This is a genomic window from Aliiroseovarius sediminilitoris, assembly GCF_900109955.1.
GTDB lineage: Bacteria > Pseudomonadota > Alphaproteobacteria > Rhodobacterales > Rhodobacteraceae > Aliiroseovarius > Aliiroseovarius sediminilitoris.
In genome coordinates, this window is record NZ_FOJB01000001.1 from 623715 (window position 1) to 642872 (window position 19158).

Below are 19158 nucleotides of genomic sequence, written 5' to 3' on the forward strand. Positions count from 1 at the left end.
CGTGTTTAACACCCTTTCAGGACGTTTCCTGATCCTGACGACCCTGTTCGTCATGTTGGCCGAAGTGCTGATCTTCGTGCCATCGGTTGCGCGGTTTCGCGAGGATTACCTGCGCACCCGACTGGAACGCGCGCAGATCGCGTCGCTGGTGCTTTTGGCCGATGACATGATCGCGCCGGAACTGGAAGTGGAGCTTCTGGAAAACGCCGAGGTTTACAACGTTGTATTGCGTCGCGATGAAGTGCGCGAGTTGATGCTGTCCTCGCCCATGCCTGCGGCGGTCGATAAAAGTTTCGATCTGCGCCAATCGACACCTTTCACCCTGATCCGTGACGCGATGGTGCGCCTGTTCACGCCAGAACCCGAGGTGATCCGCGTGATCGGCGACCCGGTGCGTGAAGGTGGGTTGGTGATCGAGATTACCATGATGACGGGCAAGCTGCGCAGCGCGATGCTGGAATATGGTCTGAACATCTTCTATTTATCGGCCGTCATCTCGGTGATCACGGCGGGTCTTTTGTTTCTGGCTGTGCGCTCGCTTATGGTGCGACCGATCAAACGGGTCGTCGGTAATATGAAAGACTATGCCATCGACCCCGAGGATGCGCGCAGGATCATCCAGCCCAGCACCCATGTCACCGAGCTACGAGAGGCCGAGCTTGCCCTGAAAAGTCTTCAAACCGATCTGACCAGCGCGCTGAAACAAAAAGAACGGCTTGCGCAGCTGGGTGGGGCAGTTGCCCGGATCAGCCATGATCTGCGCAATATTCTGACGACGGCGCAACTGTTTGCCGACCGCATGGAAAGCAGCAAGGATCCGATGGTCAAACGCATCGGACCGAAGCTGGTGAACTCGATCCATCGTGCGGTTAGCCTGTGTGAAAATACGTTGACTTTCGGCAAGGCGGAAGAACCCGCGCCGGCATTGGGTTGGGTTGCCTTGGCCAATTTGGCAGGCGACATATTCGATAGCGAACGGCTGGCCGCAGGGGACCATGACATATCTTTTGCCGAGGATATTCCCACCGGGATGACGTTGCGCGCCGATCCCGAGCAGCTTTACCGGGTTTTGTCCAATCTCGTGCGCAATGCTCGACAGGCAATTGTGGCTTCGGGCAAGCCGGGTGAAATAGCCGTTCAGGCAACCGAAACGAGCAAGGATTGGCAGATCCGGGTGGCCGATACCGGGCCGGGCCTTCCAAAACCCGCGCTGGAACATCTGTTTCAACCCTTCGCGGGCACCAATCGCAAGGGTGGATCTGGGTTGGGGCTGGCGATTGCGGCCGAACTTGCGCGGGGGCATGGCGGGACGCTGGTGCTGGAGCAAACAGGTCCAGGCGGAACCACGTTCCTTCTGACTTTGCCAAAAGAGGTCGTGCACGCCTTGTGACTATTGACTATCTGTCAATCTCGATCACGCCATCAGCGTCTGCGGCCCGGCTTTGGCACAGGATCATACTGTTTGCGCGCTGGGCGTTGGACAGGACGAAGTCGCGGTGCTCGACCTTGCCCGAGATCACGCCGCATTTGCAGACGCCACAGATGCCGTCTGAGCATTTCACATCGACATGAACACCCGCGGTGTTCAGCGCCCCTGCTGCTGTTTGATCCTTGGGCACCGCGATCCGTCGCCCATCTTTCAGTTTGATGGTGAACGGGTGGTTCTCGTAATCCGGTTGTTCGGGCGGGGTGAAGTATTCCAGATGCAGCGCTGTTTCGGGAATGCCCTGCCGCGCCGCTGCCTCCATCACCGATGACATATAGCGGTCAGCGCCGCAGCAATAGACATGCGTGCCGTCTGGTGCGCCTGACAGGATCGCCTCGAAATCCGCCCGCGTGCCTTCATCCGAGAAATGAAGATGCACGTGTTCCGCCCATGGCATCGCAGAAAGGTCGGTCAGAAATCCCGCTTCAGATCGGCGGCTGGCCGAATAGTGCAGCGCGAAATCCGCGCCGATGGCGTGCAGACGATGGGCAAACGCGATCATGGGCGTGATGCCGATGCCACCGCCCATCAGAAAAGTTCTTGAGGCGCTTTCGTCCAGTTCAAAGTGGTTGATCGGCTTGGCGACGAAAACCTTGCGCCCCTCGGTGAATATCCGATGCAACAGGGCTGAACCACCGCGACCGTCCGGTTCGCACAAGACTCCGATTTGATAGCTCATCCGATCCGCAGGATCACCCGACAACGAATACTGACGCAGGAAATCTGGCGATACCAGCACATCCAGATGCGCGCCGGCGGTCCATTCGGGAAGCGGGGCACCGTCGAGGGACGAGAACTCGTACTTCTTGACACCTTCGGCCATAGGGTCGACCCGCTTCACCACCAACTGCAACACAGGCGCATCATCAGGCACGGTGTAACGATGGATCATCGTTTGATCACCTGCCGCCAGCCGGGTGCGGTATTCGCTGGCCGGGATCATCGCCTGATAGGCTGCGATTCCGGCCTCGCGTTCCATTGGGAACGGATATGGATAAGGCGGCGGGGCAAGGGGGGCGGGATAAACAGCGAGTGTCTGATCTTCATAGCGAAGGCTCAGATCGCGGTTCAGTCCTCGACGGTTTGCCGGAATGTCGGTCGGATGATACCCGCCATCCGGGCCAAGTTTCAGATCCCACCACCATTTCTTGGTGTCATTCAGTTCACCATGGCCGACGGCATCATCCAGTTTCGCCAAAACGGGGGCCGCACCTGGCAGGGTCGATGCCGCCCAGCGGAACGGAGTCTGCGCAAACAGCCCTTCAAGGTTCCACGGGCAGGTTTTCATACACCGACCACACATGGCGCCACCGGGTTGGGTTACGCGATAGGTTGTGCATTTCTGACTGTCGGATTTCCAGATCTCATAGCCGTTGAACATCAGCTTCGGTCCGGCGGTGATGGCACCCGATGGGCATTCGCGCGCGCATTTGTTGCAGGCTTCGCAGAACCGTTGCAGGCCGAAGTCGATTGGTTTGTCATGTGCTATCGGCATATCGGTCGTCACCACCCCCGATTTCAGGCGCGGGCCAAGATAGGGGTTCAGGATAACCTCGCCGATCCGGCTGACCTCGCCCAATCCGGCTAGAAGCAGAAGGGGCGGTTGCAGGACAGTTCCATCCATCACGGTATGCGCCTTGGCGGCATAGCCAAGGTTGCGGATATGTTGTGCGATCACGCCACCGATCAGAGAGAAACGCAGATAAGCGCGCATGGATTGGCTGACGGCGATCCAGTCGTCCCCCGACGCGCCCTCCATCGTCTCAAATCCCTGATCCACGATCATCGAGACCGCTTGACCATGCGAGGGCTTGATCTCGGCCCCTGTGGCATCGTGGCTGTACCACACCCATTCCGGGCAGCGACTGGTGCCCACTGCGTCGATCCCAAGGAAATAACTGGCAGCCTTTAGCGCGGCGGCGTTTGCGACCGGGTCACTGGGACGGCTGGCTTGATCCGCGACGGGTCCGTCCTGTAGGGGTGTCAGCACCCCCAATGCGCGGCGCTGGGCATAGCTTGGCGCCGCCTTGCGAACATAAAGTCCGCCGGACGAGTTTTCCTGCAAGTGCTTTCCCATGTCACCGAATTGTGCGCGGGCAAACATGTCGGCGCGTTTCGGAACGCGGGCAACATTGGGTTCGTCGATATAGGTTGTCGGCGTGTCGACACGCTTCAGGCGCTCGAACGGATGGGCGCCCATGGCATAGTCGCGCTTGGCGTATGGGTCGCGGTTCAGCGCCGATTTCGTTGTCTTTGTTCCCAGCCACCACGTCGGTCCGTTGATCTGGTGCCATGGTTGTCCCGACATTGGCGCAAGAGCCTTGTCGGGTGTCAGCGCCATGTCGGTCGTCACCGCCGCCAGTCCGAACCGAGGGCCGATCCACGGCGCAACGATTTGTGCGTTCTCGATCGTTGCCAGACCCGCTGCAACCGCCAGCCGGTTCAGATCAACATCGGTGGCAGACCCCGTATGCGCCCTGGCATCAAAACCCAGAAGACGGATGTAGTTTGCAATGACAATGGCGGTTTCAGCCCCCAGCAGACAGGCGCGCTGCGCCTGCGCATCCATGATCCATGCGGCCCCCGGTTCGTCCGGTCTGGGGTCGCGGTGATACTCATAAAGGAATACCAGAGCATACCGGTGGCAGCTGATCTCGCGTGGCGATGCCCCAAGATTTTCGCGCAGTTCTGCCATCAATGTGTCGATGCCAGCGGCCAGTGTGTGCACTTCGCGGCTGTTGAGTGACGTGACAAGCGCCCCAATATTCGGATTGATGATCGGCTGTCTCAGAAAGTCATCTGACCCCAGATCCGCGATACCCACCATGGACGCGTCCGAGAAATAGCCAAACGCTTTCAGATGCTCGGCGCGCGCGGTGGGGTCATCGGGGATAGTGGCCCGCGCCGGGTTCACATCGCCATCCCGTATCGCGTCCAGTGCAGCCTGATAGGGCGCCATTGCATTGACGATGCTGTCCGGTTGGTCGGCACGGTCAAACCGCACCGGCGACAAGGCGGGTATGCCAGACAAATCGGGTGTGCCGTCTGTGCGGCTCAGCCCTTCAAGCGGGTATGGTCCCATATGCACCGGGCGGTTCTTGGTCGAAAACAGCCGCATTTCAGGTTTGATCCACCGACGTGGCCTTGCCGGAATAGGCGGTCAGATAGTCTGGCGGTATATCTTCGTCTCCGAACAGACCCAACAGAATACCGACGCGAGCAGATCCTCCTTTGCGCCGCGCTTCGATCTGCGCGTCCGAGATTGTGGTGCGGTGCGATTGCCGCCGCGCCCAGTGAAACAGCTTGTCATAAAGGGCTGAGATGACTTCAGCATGATCACCCGACGCGCCCAGATCGACCAACTCGTCGGGGTCGTTTTGCAGGTCGAACAGCATCGGTCGAAAGCCGCCCTCGGCATGCGTCATCTTCCAACGGTCGGTCACGACCATGAACAGCCGGCAATCCTTCGGTGCAAGCCCCAGCCTGGAGGCCGCGCCCGAGGTCGAGAAGTCATATTCGCTGATCGCAAAATTGCGCCACGCGGTGTCTTTCCCTTCCAGAAGCGGCACCAGGGATCGGCCTTCAAGGATATGGCGCGGCACCTCTCCGCCAGCCATCTCAACAAACGTGGCGGCAAGGTCGATCTGCTCAACCAACTTGTCGCAGACCGTGCCACGACGGGAATCGGCCGAGGGCCGAGGGTCAGAGATGATCAGCGGCACCCGTGCGGATGGGTCGTGGAACATGTCCTTTTCGCCCATCCAATGGTCGCCCAGATAATCGCCATGATCCGAGGTGAGCACGATCACCGTGTCATCTGCCTGCCCGGTGTCATCCAGATAATCCAGCAACCGCCCCAACTGGTCATCGCATTGCTTGATCAGCCCCATATAGGCGGGGATGACGGTTCTGCGCACCTCGTCGCGGGAAAAGGCGGTGCCGACGCCGCCCTCCATGTAAGCACCGTAGACCGGGTGCGGATCTCGGCGTTCGGCGTCAGATCGAACCACGGGCACGATGTCGTCCACGCCATACATATCGTGATAGGGCGCGGGCACAATATAGGGCCAGTGCGGCTTGATGAAGCTGACATGGGCACACCACGGTCCCTTGCCCTTCTGCGCCTCGATGAAATCAATCGTGCGGCTTGTCAGCCACGGCGTTTCGCTGTCCTCTTCCCGGATGTTCGCAGGCTTGTCGGCATGCATCATCAGGAACCCCGAAGCGATGTCGCCTGCGCCCGTGATGCCTGCATTTGCATTGTCGTGCCACGGGTTTTCCGATGGGTAGCCCTTTGCTTTGAGATATTCGTTATAGGGCGAACGTTTTCGGTCATAGAACCCGTCCGGCCCCTCGGCCCAGAGTCCATCGTCACGAATCCATACATCGAACCCGCATTCTTCGACGCGCGCACCGATGACACTGTCTGGCGACAGGCCCAGCCGCGCCATACCTTCGGCATCCGCTTTCATGTGGGTCTTGCCGATCAGCCAGCACTCCATCCCGGCTTTGCGCAGATGGTCGCCCATCGTCATTTCGCCAACCTTCAGGGGGAAGTTGTTATGAGCGGCCCCGTGCGAAGACACATAGCGGCCGGTATAGGTGCTCATCCGGCTGGCACCGCAGACGGGTGACTGGCAATAGGCGCGATCAAATCGCACCCCGCGCGCGGCCACACGGTCGAAACTCGGTGTTTCTAATGTCGGGTGTCCGGCACAGCTGAGATAATCGAACCGCAACTGATCATACATGATGAAAAGGATATTTGGAGCCATGCCCGCGCCTCCCACGGCATATCATTCTGTTCGCAATGGAATCAGTTGAGCATGGACGCGAAGGGGGCGCTACCCCATATTGGATTCAATATCCATTTCCTGTGGAGGTTGGGCTTCTCACCGGGTGTGGGTCAGGTCGCCTGTTGAACCCGTTCGATATAGGCACGAAGCTCACCCGCTTCTTGACGGGCGTCACGCAGACCGTCCATAGCGGCGCTAAGTTCTGCCTCGGTCTGTTGCAACTGGTTGGACATTTCAGCCTCGCGCTGCTGTAGATAGATCATGGCCTGATCGCGAGTTTCTTCTGCTTCGTGAAGGGCCTGAGCCATCTTGTCCAGCTCGTCCATTTCGGTTCCGGCGACCTGAACGAACCGATGGATCAGCCAATGGGAAAACCATCCAAGTGCGAATGCCACGAACAGGATGATGGCGGTGACGATGATAAACTCTGTTCTGTTCATCGTGGGAAGTCCTTGTTTGGTGGCCTAGCGCTCGGGGCGCGGTTGGGGGCGGGTGTCATCGGCTTCGGGCGAGTGCACATCTATGCCGCTATCGGGTAGCGGGTCGGTGTCAGGGGCTGCGTCTTCGTCGGTCGGGTTGGCATCGCCCTCGTCAGAATCTGCGCCAGCGTCTGTCTCCGCGGCCCCGGCATTTTCGGCGTCCGCATCTGCGGGGGTGCCGTCATCTGGCGTGGAATCAGCATCACCAGCGCCATCGGACCCTTCCTGATCTGTGCCCGTATTGTCATCCGACCTCCCGGATGTATCGAGCAGACGAAACTCGATCCGGCGGTTGGCTTCGCGACCTTCCTCAGAGCCGTTATCTGCAATCGGATCAGCCTCGCCATAACCCTTTGCGGTCAGGTTTGTCGTCAGAATGCGCCGCGTCAGAAGTGCATTCAACACTGCCTGTGCCCGGCTTTGCGAAAGGGCAAGGTTCATTTCCTCGCGACCTTGACTGTCGGTATAGCCCTGAATTTCCATGCGGACATCCGCGCAGTCCTTCATAATCTCGGCGATCTCGTCGATGGTATCGGCGGCGGACGCTTCTATGTTGGCTGATCCGGGCGCAAATGTGATCTTCTTCTTCGCCATGATGGCATTGATATTGGCGGCGCATTGCTCTGGGCTGGGCAACGACAGAAGTGGATCAAGCTCTTCCTGATAATCCACATTGATCTGGAAATTCTCGGACGCCCCCAGTTTTTCGCTCAGAATGCGCGAGACGGTGTCGCTTGCATCCGGGTCGCCGGTGACGCCGCGAATGTCCACGACCTCGGGTTGGACCACGACCGACCCGCTGGACAGAAAGGACAGGGCTTCCAATCCCGCAAGAACACGCGTCGGCCAATCACTTGGCAGTTCGCTGTCCAGCCGTGTAGCAGGATACACATTGCCCGATCCGAACTTCGCCCGAGCAAAGCTCACGGTGGCGCTTCGCAAGGTTTCATCGGTCAGGCGGCCCCGCATTTGCACCATTCCTTCTGGACTTCGGGTGGCGACAAATTCGGGTGGCCCACTGCCTTCGCCGCTGCCGTCAATCTTGACGGGCGCTGGCAGGACGGAATGCAGGGAATAAAGGTCGGGCAGATTGTTCTCCAACTCGCCAACAATACGGTCAAAGGTTGCCTGTGATGTGGTGTCGGGGGCCACAAGTGTCACGTCCGCGTCCGAGAAGGTGATTGATCCTCCGCCCAGCTCGCTGACCGCACGAATGCCGGTTTCGACGGCGTCCGGCCAATCTGGTGACGGCACACCCAATCCGATGGTGCAATTTGCTGCGTCGGTCAGGCCAGCTTCGGTTGCCGCCGATACAATCCGCGCGCGCCCGACGGTGGTGTGTGCGGAACACGCATCGAAGCGTGGGCCGTTTTCGTCGATCAGGAACCGCAATGTGAATGGGGTGATCACTGGTCGCGGTGCCGAAATATCAATCGACAGAAGGGCCGTGCGGGGGGCTGCGCGTTTCAGATCGCGCGCCCACTTGGCTTTCTGATCTTCGCTATCCGCCAGCGCAGTGATTGCCACTTTATGCGCATCCATAGATATTTTCGAGCGTGGCAATGTCTCAAGTGCGTAAACCGCGAAGGCCAGCGCCTCGTCCCAATTGGCGGGCATTGGATAGTCAGCGGTTTCAAGCAGGTCGGTGACATGGGAATCGCGTGCAATTGCGTTAACGTCGCTGTTAAGGGCCTCGCGGTCAGTGGCCGCCGGGATTAGGCCTATCATGGAAATACCGGCGTCATTGCGCAAAATCTCGATCGAAAAGCGCGGCGGCTTGATCGCTTCAGCTGCGGGGATCGTCACGTTATCAATGACACGGGTCGAATCAACAACCTTTCCGGCTGCCGCGAGCGCCCGAAACCGGGCGGCTTCACTGGGGGCCACGCCGGACAGGATAACCTGAAGCCCATCGGCTTGGACGCTGGCCCATTCATGGCCCTGCAGGAACAGTTCGTCCTTGACGCCGTCCTGCGACGTTGTCTCGATGGTGGACACCGCAAGATTGGCTGCAAGAAGTGACACCAAAGCCGCAATAAAGAACGAGGCGGGAACAAGAAAAACTTGCGAAAGGCGCATGTTGAATGGCGTCCGTTGTCTAGTGAATCCCATGCTTCATAAGGTGTGTCGCGTCCCGGCGCAATCAAAGCAATATCGCAATGGCGAGAAACAGCACAGGGATCAGTCCAGTATTCCGGTTGGATCGGAACAGTCGCAGGCAGGTTTCCGGATTGTCTGTTTTCAGTTGCCCGAGTTGCCACACCATATGCCAACCCATGAACCAGACTCCGCCAAGAGCGATGGCCAATGACAGGACATTTGCACCGGGAACCAAGGCCAAAACAACTGCAAATGCCATCAGGGCAACCGTCAGAATCTGAAACAACAGCAACCAACGTCGGCTGTTGTCGCCAAACAGGCGGGCGGTGGATTTTACACCGATCAGGGCGTCATCTTCGGTGTCCTGATGGGCATAGATCGTGTCGTAAAACAGTGTCCACGCGATACCTGCGACATAAAGCATCACTGCGGGCCAGCCAAGGCTTCCGGTATGCGCGGTCCACGCCAGAAGCGCGCCCCAGTTGAAGGCGATGCCCAGAAAGACCTGTGGCCACCAGGTAAACCGCTTTGCAAACGGATATATGGCGACTGGCAGCAGTGAGATAATGCCCAGCAAGATGGTCGCGCCGTTGAAGGTCAGCAGAATGCCAAACGCGATCAGGGCTTGCAGCGCCATCCAGATTGCGGCTTGCCGTGCCGTGACCTGCCCGGATGGAATAGGGCGACTGCGCGTTCGTTCGACCCGCGCATCAATGTCCCGGTCGGTGATGTCATTCCACGTGCAACCCGCCCCACGCATCAGCCAAGCGCCGATGGCACACCCCAACATGATCCACACATCAAACCAACCGAAACGCCCGGTGACGTTGGCGGCAAGCAATACCCCCCACCAGCATGGTAGCAGTAAAAGCCAGGTGCCGATGGGTCGGTCCGCGCGGCTCAGGCGCAGGTAAGGGCGGCTCCATGTCGGGGCGCGATGATCGACCCAATTGCCGCTATAGGCGTCGGACACCCGCCCTTTTGGCTCTGGCATATCGGCGTTTTGGGTCATAGGTTTCCCTCATGAAACAGGCGAAAGTCAGGCTCTATGTAGATCACCCCTTGGCCGAGGGGCAAACCGTTTCGCTGTTGCGGGATCAAGCACATTATCTTTTTGCGGTAATGCGGCTGGGCGAAGGCGACCTTGTGGCCCTGTTCAACGGGCGTGACGGAGAGTTCCCGGCACAGATCATCGAAGCCGGGAAGCGCAAAGGCGTTCTGGAATGTGCGGCCCGGTCGCGTCCCTTGCATATGCCGCCTGACCTGTGGCTGTGTTTTGCGCCGATCAAGAAAGCCCGCACCGATTTTATCGTGGAAAAAGCGGCTGAAATGGGCGCGGCCCTGATCCAGCCGATGCAGACGGAGTTCACCAATTCCGAACGCATCCGCCGCGACCGCCTGCAAGCACATGCTGTCGAGGCGGCCGAGCAATGCGGTGGCACCTATGTGCCCGAGGTTGTTGACTTGATGCGCATGGACAAACTGCTGGACGCTTGGCCCGATGATCGTCAGATCATGTTCTGTGACGAGTCATTGGCGGGGGCCGCGGAAACCCTGAGTGCGGCCAGCGGCCATCGCTGGGCGATCTTCATCGGTCCCGAAGGCGGTTTTTCCGACCGCGAACGTGGGCGCCTGCTTGCTATGGATGTCGCGCATCCGGTCAGCCTTGGCCCGCGCATCCTGCGGGCGGATACGGCTGCGGTCGCTGCGATGACCCTGTGGCAACAGACCTTGGGGGATTGGGCGTGATCCGCGTGGCAAAGCCGGGCGATGAAGGCGCGATTGATGCCTTCCTCGCGCCACGTTCCGAAAGCTCAATGTTTCTGCGATCCAATCTGGCACAGTTCGGCGTCAGCCCCGATCAGTCCGATGATCCGCGCGCTACGACCTTCTGGCTGATCGAAGAAGGTCCCATTCGCGCGGTGTTTGGGAAAAGCAATGCCGGGTTTCTGATGGGGCAGGCCCCCGACAATCACCGGACCGATTGGCGGGCATTTCGTCACGTATTGCGAGGAGCAAAGGTGGCAGGCATCACGGGCGAGACACATCAGATCAAGACTGCGCTGGATATTCTGGGCCTTCGCGATGCAGCGTTTTCCGTGATGCGGGACGAACCGCATTACAGACTGATTCTTCAGGACCTTGAGCGCCCGACAGGCAATGCGCAGCTTCGTCCGGTCAGGTCGGATGAGTTCGACATGCTGGTTGACTGGATCATCGACTATGACACCAGCGTGCTGGGATCGGCGATGAATGCGGAAACCCGCACCCGCGCCCTTGCCAACGCCAGCGCACACATGGATTCCAAAAACCATCGGATTTTGGAAGTGGATGGCATACCCGTCGCCAAAACCGCGTTCAATGCGGCATTGCCCGACATGGTGCAGGTCGGCGGTGTTTATACGCCCCCGGAACATCGGTCGAGAGGCTATGCCCGCACGGCAGTCGCCCTGCATCTGCTGGAAGCGCGCGAGCGTGGTGTGACGACCGCGATCCTGTTTGCCAGCGGCGAGCCCGCCTGCCGCGCTTATGAATCGATCGGTTTTCGAAGGATCGGCACCTATACGCTGGGCATCCTCGCTAAAGCGCAGGTGATTGGAGCTGAGGAATGAGCTTTATGCGACCCGAAGCACGCGATGCGTTTGCCCGGTATCGCGAAGCCATGGTGGGCGGCGGGATCATACTGTTGGGTCTATGGTGGGCAATCGAATCGCTGGGCCTGGTCAAGTGGATCGGCCTGGCCGTCGCGGCATTCGGTGCTGCGATCCTGTGGTCGGGCATGCGTCATGCACGCATCCGTGCGGGTCACGGCGGTGTTGGGGTGGTGCAGGTCGATGAACGGCAAATCACTTATCTGGCCCCGGTCGGTGGCGGCTTTGCGTCGCTGGACGATGTCGGTCGGATCGAGATTGCCAAAGACCGCGCAGGCATGGCTGTTTGGCGGTTTCGCACCGGCAACGACATTCTGTTCATTCCAGTGCGCGCTGAAGGGGCCGAGGCATTGTTTGACGCGTTGACCGCCTTAACGGGTGCAGACATTGACGGGGCGATCCGAGCGGCCAATACGCCACCCAATGATACTGTTGTGATCTGGCAGCGCCCGGCCGTATCGCTGCATTGACAGTCCCGCCCCATTGGCCCACCACTGAAAGACCTTGCAAGGCGCGAACAGTCAGGAGACGCCCATGTCCATCCCTCAGTCCGGCGGCGGACCCATCACCCATCATGACCAACTGGCCCGGTATCTGGAAGACGGCTGCAAACCGCGTGATACGTGGAAGATCGGGACCGAGCATGAAAAGTTCGGCTACTGCAAAGACACACTGAAACCGCTGCCCTATGATGGACCGCGGTCGATCCTGGCGATGCTGGAAGGCTTGCGGGACCGCTTTAACTGGACCGAGGTGCGCGAGGCGGGCAACCTGATTGGCTTGGAACGTGACGGGGCGAATATCAGCCTTGAACCCGGTGGGCAGTTCGAGCTGTCTGGCGCGCCCTTGGACAGTATCCACCAGACTTGCGACGAGGTGAACGAACACCTGCGCGAGGTGCAAGAGGTGGCCGAGGGGATCGGCGCGCGTTTCATCGGTCTGGGGGCGGCCCCCGAATGGACGCACGAACAGATGCCTGTGATGCCCAAGGGGCGTTACAAGCTGATGACCGACTACATGGACAAGGTTGGGACACACGGCAAGCAGATGATGTATCGGACCTGCACGGTGCAGGTGAACCTCGATTTTGCGAACGAGGCCGACATGGTGCAGAAATTCCGTGTGGCGCTGGCGTTGCAGCCTGTGGCCACCGCGCTTTTCGCCAATTCACCGTTCTTTGAAGGAAAACCGAACGGTCACAAATCCTGGCGGTCGCGCATCTGGCGTGATCTGGACCCGGCCCGCACCGGGATGCTGCCATTCGTCTTCGAAGACGGGATGGGGTTTGAGCGCTATGTCCAATACGCGCTCGATGTGCCAATGTATTTTGTCTATCGCGAGGGCGTATATGTGGACGCGCTGGGTCAGTCTTTCCGCGATTTCATGCAAGGCAAACTGCCCGCGCTGCCCGGAGAAAGGCCGACGTTGTCCGATTGGGCCGACCACTTGACCACCATCTTCCCCGAAGCGCGGATCAAGCAATACATGGAAATGCGCGGCGCCGATGGCGGCCCGTGGCGCCGACTTTGTGCGTTGCCTGCGTTCTGGGTGGGGCTGATGTATGACCAAAGCAGCCTTGATGCAGCGTGGGACCTTGCAAAAAATTTGGGTGCCGAAACCCGCGAGGATCTGCGGGTTGCCGCTTCGGTCAAAGGGTTGCAGGGCGAAGCGGGCGGCGTGAAGCTGCACGATCTTGCTCGCGAGGCGGTAAAAATAGCCGAAACTGGTCTGAAGGCGCGCGCACGGGCAGGGAATGCGGGGCTGGTGCCCGACGAAACTCATTTCCTGAATGCCCTTCAGGAAAGTGTCGAGGAAGGGCGTTCGCCCGCCTGTGAATTGTTGGCCAAATATCACCACGAATGGGACGGTGATTTGAAACGGATCTATGCTGAATACAGCTACTGAGATGCTTTGAGTCTTCCGCGAAAGGCGGTTTTCAGGAGGCTCGTTCTACATATGAAGGGGCGCTGCCCCTCGGCCTCCCGCTGCGCGGGCGCCCTCACCCCGGGATACTTGTGACAAGAAAAAGAGAGGGGGCTGCCCTCTCTTTCAAGCTTTCGCTTTTCCTTGTACGGTCATCGGCGTCCCCGCCTGTACCGCTGAATCAGAATAACGCTCATTGGTTAACAAAATGTTGCGCTTTTTCTTGTTTCAAATATCCCCGCCGGAGGCTGCCATCATTTCGACGCTTGGTGACGATGCGCCTGATGTGCACGCAAGATATGGCATTCCAGAACTGCACGCGATGCTTTCCAACTACGGATGACCTTAGCGCGGCAAACGGGCGGCAGTCATGACGCACATGCTTGCGATCGACCTCGGCACATCTCATCGCGTGCCCCTTTTGGACGCCGCGCGGCGAGTGTTCATTCGTCTTTTATCTGCGCCGAGCGATAGATCCCTTCTGGCAGGTTCAAAGCCGCCGTCAGGTCCCTGAGTTGTGCAAGCGACAGGGTGATCCGGTGCACAAGATCCGTGCGCGGGTCCCATTGTTCCAACGTGACGCAGTCGTCAAACGCGTTGATCGTGACGTCTTCATTCAGATGCTCGCGGCCCTCGTCCACAAGGGTGACGACAGTGGCATCAAATTCGTGCTCAATGGTAAACATGGGACGAGTTTACGCGTTCAGACGGCAAAGGCCAGTGCCTCATTTGAGCGCAGTGTTCGAAGGTGCCGATGTAGTGGAGGGGAGCCGGGACATATGCGACAGTTTAACGGATTTCTGACGGATCGAGGATCAAAATACGCCGTGTCCGGCGGGCCGGTTGCGTCCCGTGCCGAAGTAAAGTCTTTTCTGAAAACCCTTGCGCGAGACAAACGCTTCGCAAAAGCCACTCACAATTCATGGGCCGCCATTTTGCCCGATGACGGTCCGGTCAAGGGTGACGATGGCGAAGCGGGTGCGGGGATGGTGATCCTGCGGATGCTGGAGCGCGAAGGGCTGCACGGGCACATCATCGTGGTCACGCGTTGGTTTGGTGGCACCAAGCTGGGGGGCGATCGGTTTCGCCGTATTCAGAATTGTGTGGATCATTACGTCGCCAATGCCATACTGGAGGCGCGGAGATGATCAGGTCGGAACTGAAACGCTTCTGGAACACCTGTGTTTGGTCTTGGGCGGGGTGGTGCACCGCGTGGAAAACCGAAAAATCGCTGCGCCAATGGATGATCGTGTGCCTTTTGTCCTGCGGTCTTGCGCTTTGGCTTGATCTTAGCCGCGGAGAGCGCGCCCTCATGCTTGCTTTGTCCGTGCTGGTGGTGGCGTCCGAACTGATCAACACGGCGATCGAGCGGGCTGTCGATCTTGTGACAAAAGACATCCACCCGCTTGCAGAGCAGGCAAAGGACGCCGGCAGTGCGTTTGTGGCGTTGACTGCCTTGGCCGGGGGCTTCGCTTGGCTGGCGATCTTGATGGGCTGAACCTTCAGCTGCCGCTTTCTTCTTCCAGATGCAGCTTCATGTCGATCAGCACATGTTGAAGTGCCAGCGTTTCGCGCAACAGGCGTTTGGCTTCATTGATCGTGATGACGCCGTCTTCGATGGATTGCTGATACTCGCCCATCAACATGGCAAACCGCTGTGACAGCGCGATAACATCGGAATTGACGCCGCCACCTTGGGCATTTTTACGTTCTGAATCATAGGACATGGTGATACCGCGCAGTTCCGCGAGTGCACCTGTGACATGAGGATATCGTGCAGCTTCTTCCAAGGCGGCCACTGCATCAACGGGCATGAACCTGTCCGCATGCTCGTCACTGTCAGAATAATACCGGCCCAGTGTCGCCTTGGATTTGCCGGTTAGTTCACACGCGGCCTCAAGCCCCACATCCTTGACCAGGGCCTCGGTGTGTTTTTTCAGATAGCTGCCAATACTGTCCATATTCGTAACCTCATCGCGTCCGCACAGCTTTGCGGGGAAAACCAGTTTTCTTTTCCCATTATTCTCAGCGCAATGGAATGGCTTATTTAATTCGTGGCAAGTTGGTGAGTTTATCGAGTGCATGGTGCAGTTTGTGCCAGCGCGCGGAAAGGGCCCGTCATGTGTATTATGGCGGGGGTCTGGTCAGGTGATCAGATCAGTGTCAGCAGGGCATAGGTAGTGAGTTTGAGGTCCGTTCCATCCCCAGGGTTTCGACCCGCAGACCTCGGTAGTGATTTTGTCCCTGCGACCCCCTTTTCGTCTGCGCATGAAACGACAGATAGTCTTGATCGCGGGGTCGGTGCCGCGTAATCCCTGTGCATGGCAAAACTCTATTTTCAGTATTCGACGATGAATGCGGGGAAATCGACCCTGCTCCTGCAAGCCAGCCATAACTATGGCGAACGCGGAATGCAGACCTATCTGGTTACGGCACGGTTGGATAATCGCGCTGGGACGGCCCGGATCGGCAGCCGGATCGGTATCGGGTCAGAGGCTGATACGTTCTCAGTTGGCGAAGACCTGTTTCAAAAAATCAAGGCGCGGCTGGATGCCGGCCCGTGTGCTTGCGTTTTCATTGACGAAGCCCAATTCCTTGAACCCGATCAGGTTTGGCAGCTGGCGCGTGCGGTCGATGACCTTGGCGTGCCTGTCATGTGCTACGGGCTGCGCGTTGATTTTCAGGGCAATCTGTTTCCGGGGTCGGCGGCGTTGCTGGCGCTGGCAGATGAAATGCGCGAGGTGCGCACGATCTGCCATTGCGGCAAGAAAGCCACGATGGTGGTGCGCCAGGACGGGGAAGGCAACGTGATGACCGCTGGCGATCAGGTGCAGATCGGCGGGAATGAGACATATGTCTCGCTTTGCCGCCGTCACTGGCGAGAAGCCGTGGGTGACAACGCGACCGGCGCCTAGATCAGACTGGGTTGACCAGTGGTTTGCCCGCCACAAATGCTTCCAGATTATCCACGGCCAGCAACCCCATCGCGGTGCGCACCTCAAGCGTGGCAGTGCCCAGGTGGGGCAGAAGCGTCACGTTTTCGCGCGCGATCAGGGCGTCAGGCACCCTGGGTTCAAACTCATAGACATCCAGGCCCGCACCCGCGATCTGCCCGGCGTCAAGCGCAGCGATCAATGCGGCCTCGTCCACGATTTCACCTCGCGCGATGTTCACGAATATGGCGTGGGGCTGCATCGCAGTAAACGTGCCCGCGCCAATCAGATGTTGGGTGTCTGCCCCGCCAGGGACGGCGATCACCAGAATATCGCAGGCACGGGCCACGTCCTGAATGCTATCCAACTGTTGCGCCGGGAAAGCTGGGAGTTTCGGAGAGCGGTTGAAGAATACCACGTCCATTCCGAACCCATAGTGACAACGCGCGGCTATCGCTTGGCCGATGCGGCCCATGCCAATGATGCCGACAGTCTTTCCGGTGACGTGCATCCCCAACATCTGCGTGGGGTGCCAGCCGTCCCAGAGACCCGCTCGCACAAGCCGTTCACCTTCACCCGCGCGGCGTGCCGTCATCAGGATCAGGATCATCGCCATGTCGGCGGTCGCGTCTGTCACTGCACCGGGCGTGTTGGTCACCACCACTCCATGCGCGCGGGCGGCATCCACGTCGATATGGTTATAGCCCACGCCGAAATTGGCCAGCAGCTTGGCGCGGATATTCCCTGCCGCCTTGAACACCTCGGCCGAGTAGAAATCGCCCAGAGTTGGCAGCACGAGGTCATAGTCGCGCAGGCTTGCCACCATCTCGTCATGCGACATGGATGTGGTGTCGGTGCGCAGGGTCACATCGAAACCCGCGCGGGCACGATCAATCACCTTTTCTGGCAGGGGGCGGGTGACGAACAGCCGCATCAACACATCCGCGCGCCGTTCGGAACGGTCTTGTCCGGGGTCAACAGCACGATGTCTTCGTTTTCGTCGGGCAGGCCCAGCACCAGAACCTCGCTCATCACCGGACCGATCTGGCGCGGGGGGAAGTTGACGACGGCCAGAACCTCTTTGCCCACCAGCGTTCCCGGGTCGTAAAGCGCGGTGATCTGGGCCGAGCTTTTCTTTTCACCAAGCTCTGGCCCGAAATCGACCCAAAGTTTGATGGCGGGCTTGCGGGCCTCGGGGAAGGGTTCGGCACGGGTGATGGTCCCCTTGCGAATGTCGACTTTCAGGAAATCGTCAAAACTCAGATCACCCATTGGCAAGCTCCTTGGATCGGTTGGCGGCAGCGGCAACGGCACGGGTTAGAAGGGCGGGGAAGCCGTCTTTCTCGTTCATCAGCACCGCAAGTGCGGCGGCGGTGGTGCCGCCGGGGCTGGTCACGTTCATGCGCAACTGGGCCGGGTCGTCGTCTGCTTGTTCCGCCAAAGCGCCCGCCCCGGCCACCGTCGCCGTGGCAAGCTGCATGGCAAGACCGGCTGACAGACCTTGCGTCTCACCGGCGGCGGCCAGCGTTTCGATCAGGTGAAAGACATAGGCCGGGCCAGAGCCTGACACGGCGGTCACCGCGTCCATCTGGTGTTCCCCGTCCAGCCGCACGACCTGCCCAACCGCAGTGAGCAGTGCCTCGGCCATGTCCAGATGCTCATCGGTGGCGAGGTCATTGCCGCAGATCGCCGTAATTCCACGCGCAATGGCGGCGGGGGTGTTCGGCATCGCGCGGATGATCGGGGTCTGGTCGCCCAGCATCGCCTTGTAGGTGGCAATCGAGGTGCCAGCCGCGACCGACAGAAACAGCGTGTTGCCATTGCCGAACCCGGCCAGTGCGGGCAGCGTATCCGCCATCATCTGCGGCTTCACTGCGACCAGAACGATGGCTGGGCTGTCAGGCAAGGTCATGTTCAGGTTCACCCCGGTGCTGGAAAGCCAGTCCGATGGATGGGGATCGTTCACCCAAACCGCCCCCGCAGGCAGACCTTGTGCCAGCCAGCCTTCCAGCATCGCCGATCCCATCTTGCCGCAGCCCAGCAGCACCAGCCCGCGTGCCTCAAGCTCTTTCATACTCCCAGTGCTCATGTTGGCTCCTCCGCTATTCCAGCCATGGATAACGCGATGGTCGGGCAGGGAGCCAGCAAAAAAGCCCGACTGAAGCCGGACCTTTTTCTTAACCCGTCATGAAGTGGGATCAGGCGCGGCCATAAGCCTCGGCAATGGCGACCTGAAGCGCGTCGTCCACGCTGCGATCGGTCCAGCAGACCAGTTGGAAGGCAGGATAGAACCGTTCCGACGTTGCAACCGCGCTTGAGATCAATTGGTCGATTTGCTGCGGGCTGACGATTTGTCCGCCATTCAAGGCAAGGCCATAGCGATACACCATCAGACGCTGTTCATGCCAATAGGTGAACGCACCGGTCCAGCACATGTCATTGGTGCGGTTCAAGGCCTCGTAAAGGCGAGGCAGGCTTTCTTCCGGCGGCTCCATCTCGAACGTGCAGATCAGGCGCAACGTTTCGTCATAGGGCGACCACGCAAGGGTCAGCGAATAGGTTCGCCATTGTCCTTCAACCGCCATTGCGATCTGGTCGTCGGCCACGCGGTCAAACTCCCAAGCGTGGTGTTCGGCAATGGTTTCGACGATGTCGATGGGGTGAAGCTCGTCACTTTCGATGAACTGCTCGGTCGCGGACATGATGTTGTCCTTCCATTCGTTTCAGCCTCGCGACGCTTGGGCAGATGGTCGGCCAAGACCAAATGCGGCCACTAAGACTTGATGCCTG

General features: G+C 59.2%; 19 protein-coding genes. 8 read left to right on the forward strand and 11 right to left on the reverse strand.

Going from position 1 to position 19158, the window contains the following annotated elements; genetic code table 11:
• Position 1: 1 nt before the first annotated feature.
• Positions 2 to 1390, forward strand: coding sequence for a sensor histidine kinase (locus tag BMY55_RS03140; protein ID WP_091428223.1), 1389 nt, complete (start codon positions 2 to 4; stop codon positions 1388 to 1390).
• Positions 1391 to 1397: 7 nt separating this feature from the next.
• Here BMY55_RS03140 and BMY55_RS03145 read toward each other — a convergent pair whose 3' ends face one another.
• The 5 genes from BMY55_RS03145 to ubiA all read right to left on the reverse strand — a co-directional run bounded on the left by BMY55_RS03145 (position 1398) and on the right by ubiA (position 9873).
• Positions 1398 to 4604, reverse strand: a complete 3207-nt coding sequence (locus tag BMY55_RS03145) for a reductive dehalogenase (protein ID WP_245744634.1) — start codon at positions 4602 to 4604, stop codon at positions 1398 to 1400.
• A 1-nt stretch (position 4605) separates the two neighbouring features.
• Positions 4606 to 6261, reverse strand: a complete 1656-nt coding sequence (locus BMY55_RS03150; protein WP_091428225.1) for a sulfatase-like hydrolase/transferase — start codon at positions 6259 to 6261, stop codon at positions 4606 to 4608.
• Between the two features lie 131 nt (positions 6262 to 6392).
• Positions 6393 to 6722, reverse strand: a complete 330-nt coding sequence (locus tag BMY55_RS03155; protein ID WP_091428227.1) for a hypothetical protein — start codon at positions 6720 to 6722, stop codon at positions 6393 to 6395.
• 24 nt (positions 6723 to 6746) lie between these two features.
• Positions 6747 to 8840 (reverse strand): OmpA family protein, encoded by a 2094-nt coding sequence (locus BMY55_RS03160; RefSeq protein WP_091428228.1) that lies wholly within the window; start codon positions 8838 to 8840, stop codon positions 6747 to 6749.
• Positions 8841 to 8904: 64 nt separating this feature from the next.
• Positions 8905 to 9873 carry a 4-hydroxybenzoate octaprenyltransferase gene (gene ubiA, locus BMY55_RS03165; protein WP_091428230.1) on the reverse strand — a complete coding sequence of 323 codons (969 nt, stop codon included), beginning with the start codon at positions 9871 to 9873 and terminating at the stop codon, positions 8905 to 8907.
• 11 nt (positions 9874 to 9884) lie between these two features.
• Between ubiA and BMY55_RS03170 the strand changes: the two genes are divergently transcribed.
• From BMY55_RS03170 to BMY55_RS03185, 4 genes are all read left to right on the forward strand, one after another.
• Positions 9885 to 10610, forward strand: a complete 726-nt coding sequence (locus BMY55_RS03170) for a 16S rRNA (uracil(1498)-N(3))-methyltransferase (protein ID WP_091428232.1) — start codon at positions 9885 to 9887, stop codon at positions 10608 to 10610.
• Positions 10580 to 11473, forward strand: coding sequence for a GNAT family N-acetyltransferase (locus tag BMY55_RS03175; RefSeq protein WP_177179277.1), 894 nt, complete (start codon positions 10580 to 10582; stop codon positions 11471 to 11473). Before BMY55_RS03170 ends, BMY55_RS03175 begins: the two co-directional genes overlap by 31 nt.
• Positions 11470 to 11982: a hypothetical protein gene (locus tag BMY55_RS03180; RefSeq protein ID WP_091428235.1), complete on the forward strand. Its 513-nt coding sequence runs from the start codon at positions 11470 to 11472 to the stop codon at positions 11980 to 11982. Before BMY55_RS03175 ends, BMY55_RS03180 begins: the two co-directional genes overlap by 4 nt.
• A 64-nt stretch (positions 11983 to 12046) precedes the next feature.
• Complete coding sequence (locus BMY55_RS03185) at positions 12047 to 13417, forward strand: glutamate--cysteine ligase (protein ID WP_091428237.1); 1371 nt, start codon at positions 12047 to 12049, stop codon at positions 13415 to 13417.
• Between the two features lie 461 nt (positions 13418 to 13878).
• Here the strand turns inward: BMY55_RS03185 and BMY55_RS03190 are convergent, their stop codons facing one another.
• A complete protein-coding gene (locus BMY55_RS03190) occupies positions 13879 to 14121 on the reverse strand; it encodes a hypothetical protein (RefSeq protein WP_091428239.1) in 243 nt (80 codons plus the stop codon).
• Positions 14122 to 14214: 93 nt separating this feature from the next.
• Between BMY55_RS03190 and BMY55_RS03195 the strand changes: the two genes are divergently transcribed.
• On the forward strand, positions 14215 to 14583 hold the full coding sequence (locus BMY55_RS03195) for a YigZ family protein (RefSeq protein WP_091428241.1): 369 nt from the start codon (positions 14215 to 14217) through the stop codon (positions 14581 to 14583).
• Positions 14580 to 14933 carry a diacylglycerol kinase gene (locus BMY55_RS03200; protein WP_091428243.1) on the forward strand — a complete coding sequence of 118 codons (354 nt, stop codon included), beginning with the start codon at positions 14580 to 14582 and terminating at the stop codon, positions 14931 to 14933. The genes BMY55_RS03195 and BMY55_RS03200 overlap by 4 nt, the downstream gene beginning before the upstream one ends.
• Before the next feature lie 4 nt (positions 14934 to 14937).
• On the opposite strand, the gene BMY55_RS03205 is transcribed toward BMY55_RS03200, so the two are convergent.
• Positions 14938 to 15396 carry a hypothetical protein gene (locus BMY55_RS03205; RefSeq protein WP_091428245.1) on the reverse strand — a complete coding sequence of 153 codons (459 nt, stop codon included), beginning with the start codon at positions 15394 to 15396 and terminating at the stop codon, positions 14938 to 14940.
• Between the two features lie 360 nt (positions 15397 to 15756).
• Between BMY55_RS03205 and BMY55_RS03210 the strand changes: the two genes are divergently transcribed.
• Positions 15757 to 16350 (forward strand): thymidine kinase, encoded by a 594-nt coding sequence (locus BMY55_RS03210; protein WP_091428248.1) that lies wholly within the window; start codon positions 15757 to 15759, stop codon positions 16348 to 16350.
• Position 16351: 1 nt separating this feature from the next.
• Here BMY55_RS03210 and BMY55_RS03215 read toward each other — a convergent pair whose 3' ends face one another.
• The 4 genes from BMY55_RS03215 to BMY55_RS03230 form a co-directional block, all read right to left on the reverse strand.
• Complete coding sequence (locus BMY55_RS03215) at positions 16352 to 17302, reverse strand: 2-hydroxyacid dehydrogenase (protein WP_091428251.1); 951 nt, start codon at positions 17300 to 17302, stop codon at positions 16352 to 16354.
• On the reverse strand, positions 17302 to 17640 hold the full coding sequence (locus BMY55_RS03220) for a tRNA-binding protein (RefSeq protein WP_091428254.1): 339 nt from the start codon (positions 17638 to 17640) through the stop codon (positions 17302 to 17304). The genes BMY55_RS03215 and BMY55_RS03220 overlap by 1 nt, the downstream gene beginning before the upstream one ends.
• A complete protein-coding gene (proC, locus tag BMY55_RS03225) occupies positions 17633 to 18457 on the reverse strand; it encodes a pyrroline-5-carboxylate reductase (RefSeq protein WP_091428257.1) in 825 nt (274 codons plus the stop codon). Before proC ends, BMY55_RS03220 begins: the two co-directional genes overlap by 8 nt.
• A gap of 109 nt (positions 18458 to 18566) precedes the next feature.
• The gene (locus tag BMY55_RS03230; RefSeq protein WP_091428259.1) at positions 18567 to 19070 is read right to left on the reverse strand and encodes a type III secretion system chaperone family protein; all 504 of its coding nucleotides are present in this window, start codon (positions 19068 to 19070) and stop codon (positions 18567 to 18569) included.
• Positions 19071 to 19158 lie beyond the last annotated feature (88 nt).

Bases quoted from the DNA above. Each gene is read 5' to 3' on its own strand.
- BMY55_RS03145 (WP_245744634.1), bottom strand. From the start codon at position 4,604: ATGCGGCTGTTTTCGACCAAGAACCGCCCGGTGCATATGGGACCATAC.
- BMY55_RS03150 (WP_091428225.1), bottom strand. From the start codon at position 6,261: ATGGCTCCAAATATCCTTTTCATCATGTATGATCAGTTGCGGTTCGAT.
- BMY55_RS03155 (WP_091428227.1), bottom strand. From the start codon at position 6,722: ATGAACAGAACAGAGTTTATCATCGTCACCGCCATCATCCTGTTCGTG.
- BMY55_RS03160 (WP_091428228.1), bottom strand. From the start codon at position 8,840: ATGCGCCTTTCGCAAGTTTTTCTTGTTCCCGCCTCGTTCTTTATTGCG.
- ubiA (WP_091428230.1), bottom strand. From the start codon at position 9,873: ATGACCCAAAACGCCGATATGCCAGAGCCAAAAGGGCGGGTGTCCGAC.
- BMY55_RS03170 (WP_091428232.1), top strand. From the start codon at position 9,885: ATGAAACAGGCGAAAGTCAGGCTCTATGTAGATCACCCCTTGGCCGAG.
- BMY55_RS03180 (WP_091428235.1), top strand. From the start codon at position 11,470: ATGAGCTTTATGCGACCCGAAGCACGCGATGCGTTTGCCCGGTATCGC.
- BMY55_RS03185 (WP_091428237.1), top strand. From the start codon at position 12,047: ATGTCCATCCCTCAGTCCGGCGGCGGACCCATCACCCATCATGACCAA.
- BMY55_RS03190 (WP_091428239.1), bottom strand. From the start codon at position 14,121: ATGTTTACCATTGAGCACGAATTTGATGCCACTGTCGTCACCCTTGTG.
- BMY55_RS03195 (WP_091428241.1), top strand. From the start codon at position 14,215: ATGCGACAGTTTAACGGATTTCTGACGGATCGAGGATCAAAATACGCC.
- BMY55_RS03200 (WP_091428243.1), top strand. From the start codon at position 14,580: ATGATCAGGTCGGAACTGAAACGCTTCTGGAACACCTGTGTTTGGTCT.
- BMY55_RS03205 (WP_091428245.1), bottom strand. From the start codon at position 15,396: ATGGACAGTATTGGCAGCTATCTGAAAAAACACACCGAGGCCCTGGTC.
- BMY55_RS03210 (WP_091428248.1), top strand. From the start codon at position 15,757: ATGGCAAAACTCTATTTTCAGTATTCGACGATGAATGCGGGGAAATCG.
- BMY55_RS03215 (WP_091428251.1), bottom strand. From the start codon at position 17,302: ATGCGGCTGTTCGTCACCCGCCCCCTGCCAGAAAAGGTGATTGATCGT.
- BMY55_RS03220 (WP_091428254.1), bottom strand. From the start codon at position 17,640: ATGGGTGATCTGAGTTTTGACGATTTCCTGAAAGTCGACATTCGCAAG.
- proC (WP_091428257.1), bottom strand. From the start codon at position 18,457: ATGAGCACTGGGAGTATGAAAGAGCTTGAGGCACGCGGGCTGGTGCTG.
- BMY55_RS03230 (WP_091428259.1), bottom strand. From the start codon at position 19,070: ATGTCCGCGACCGAGCAGTTCATCGAAAGTGACGAGCTTCACCCCATC.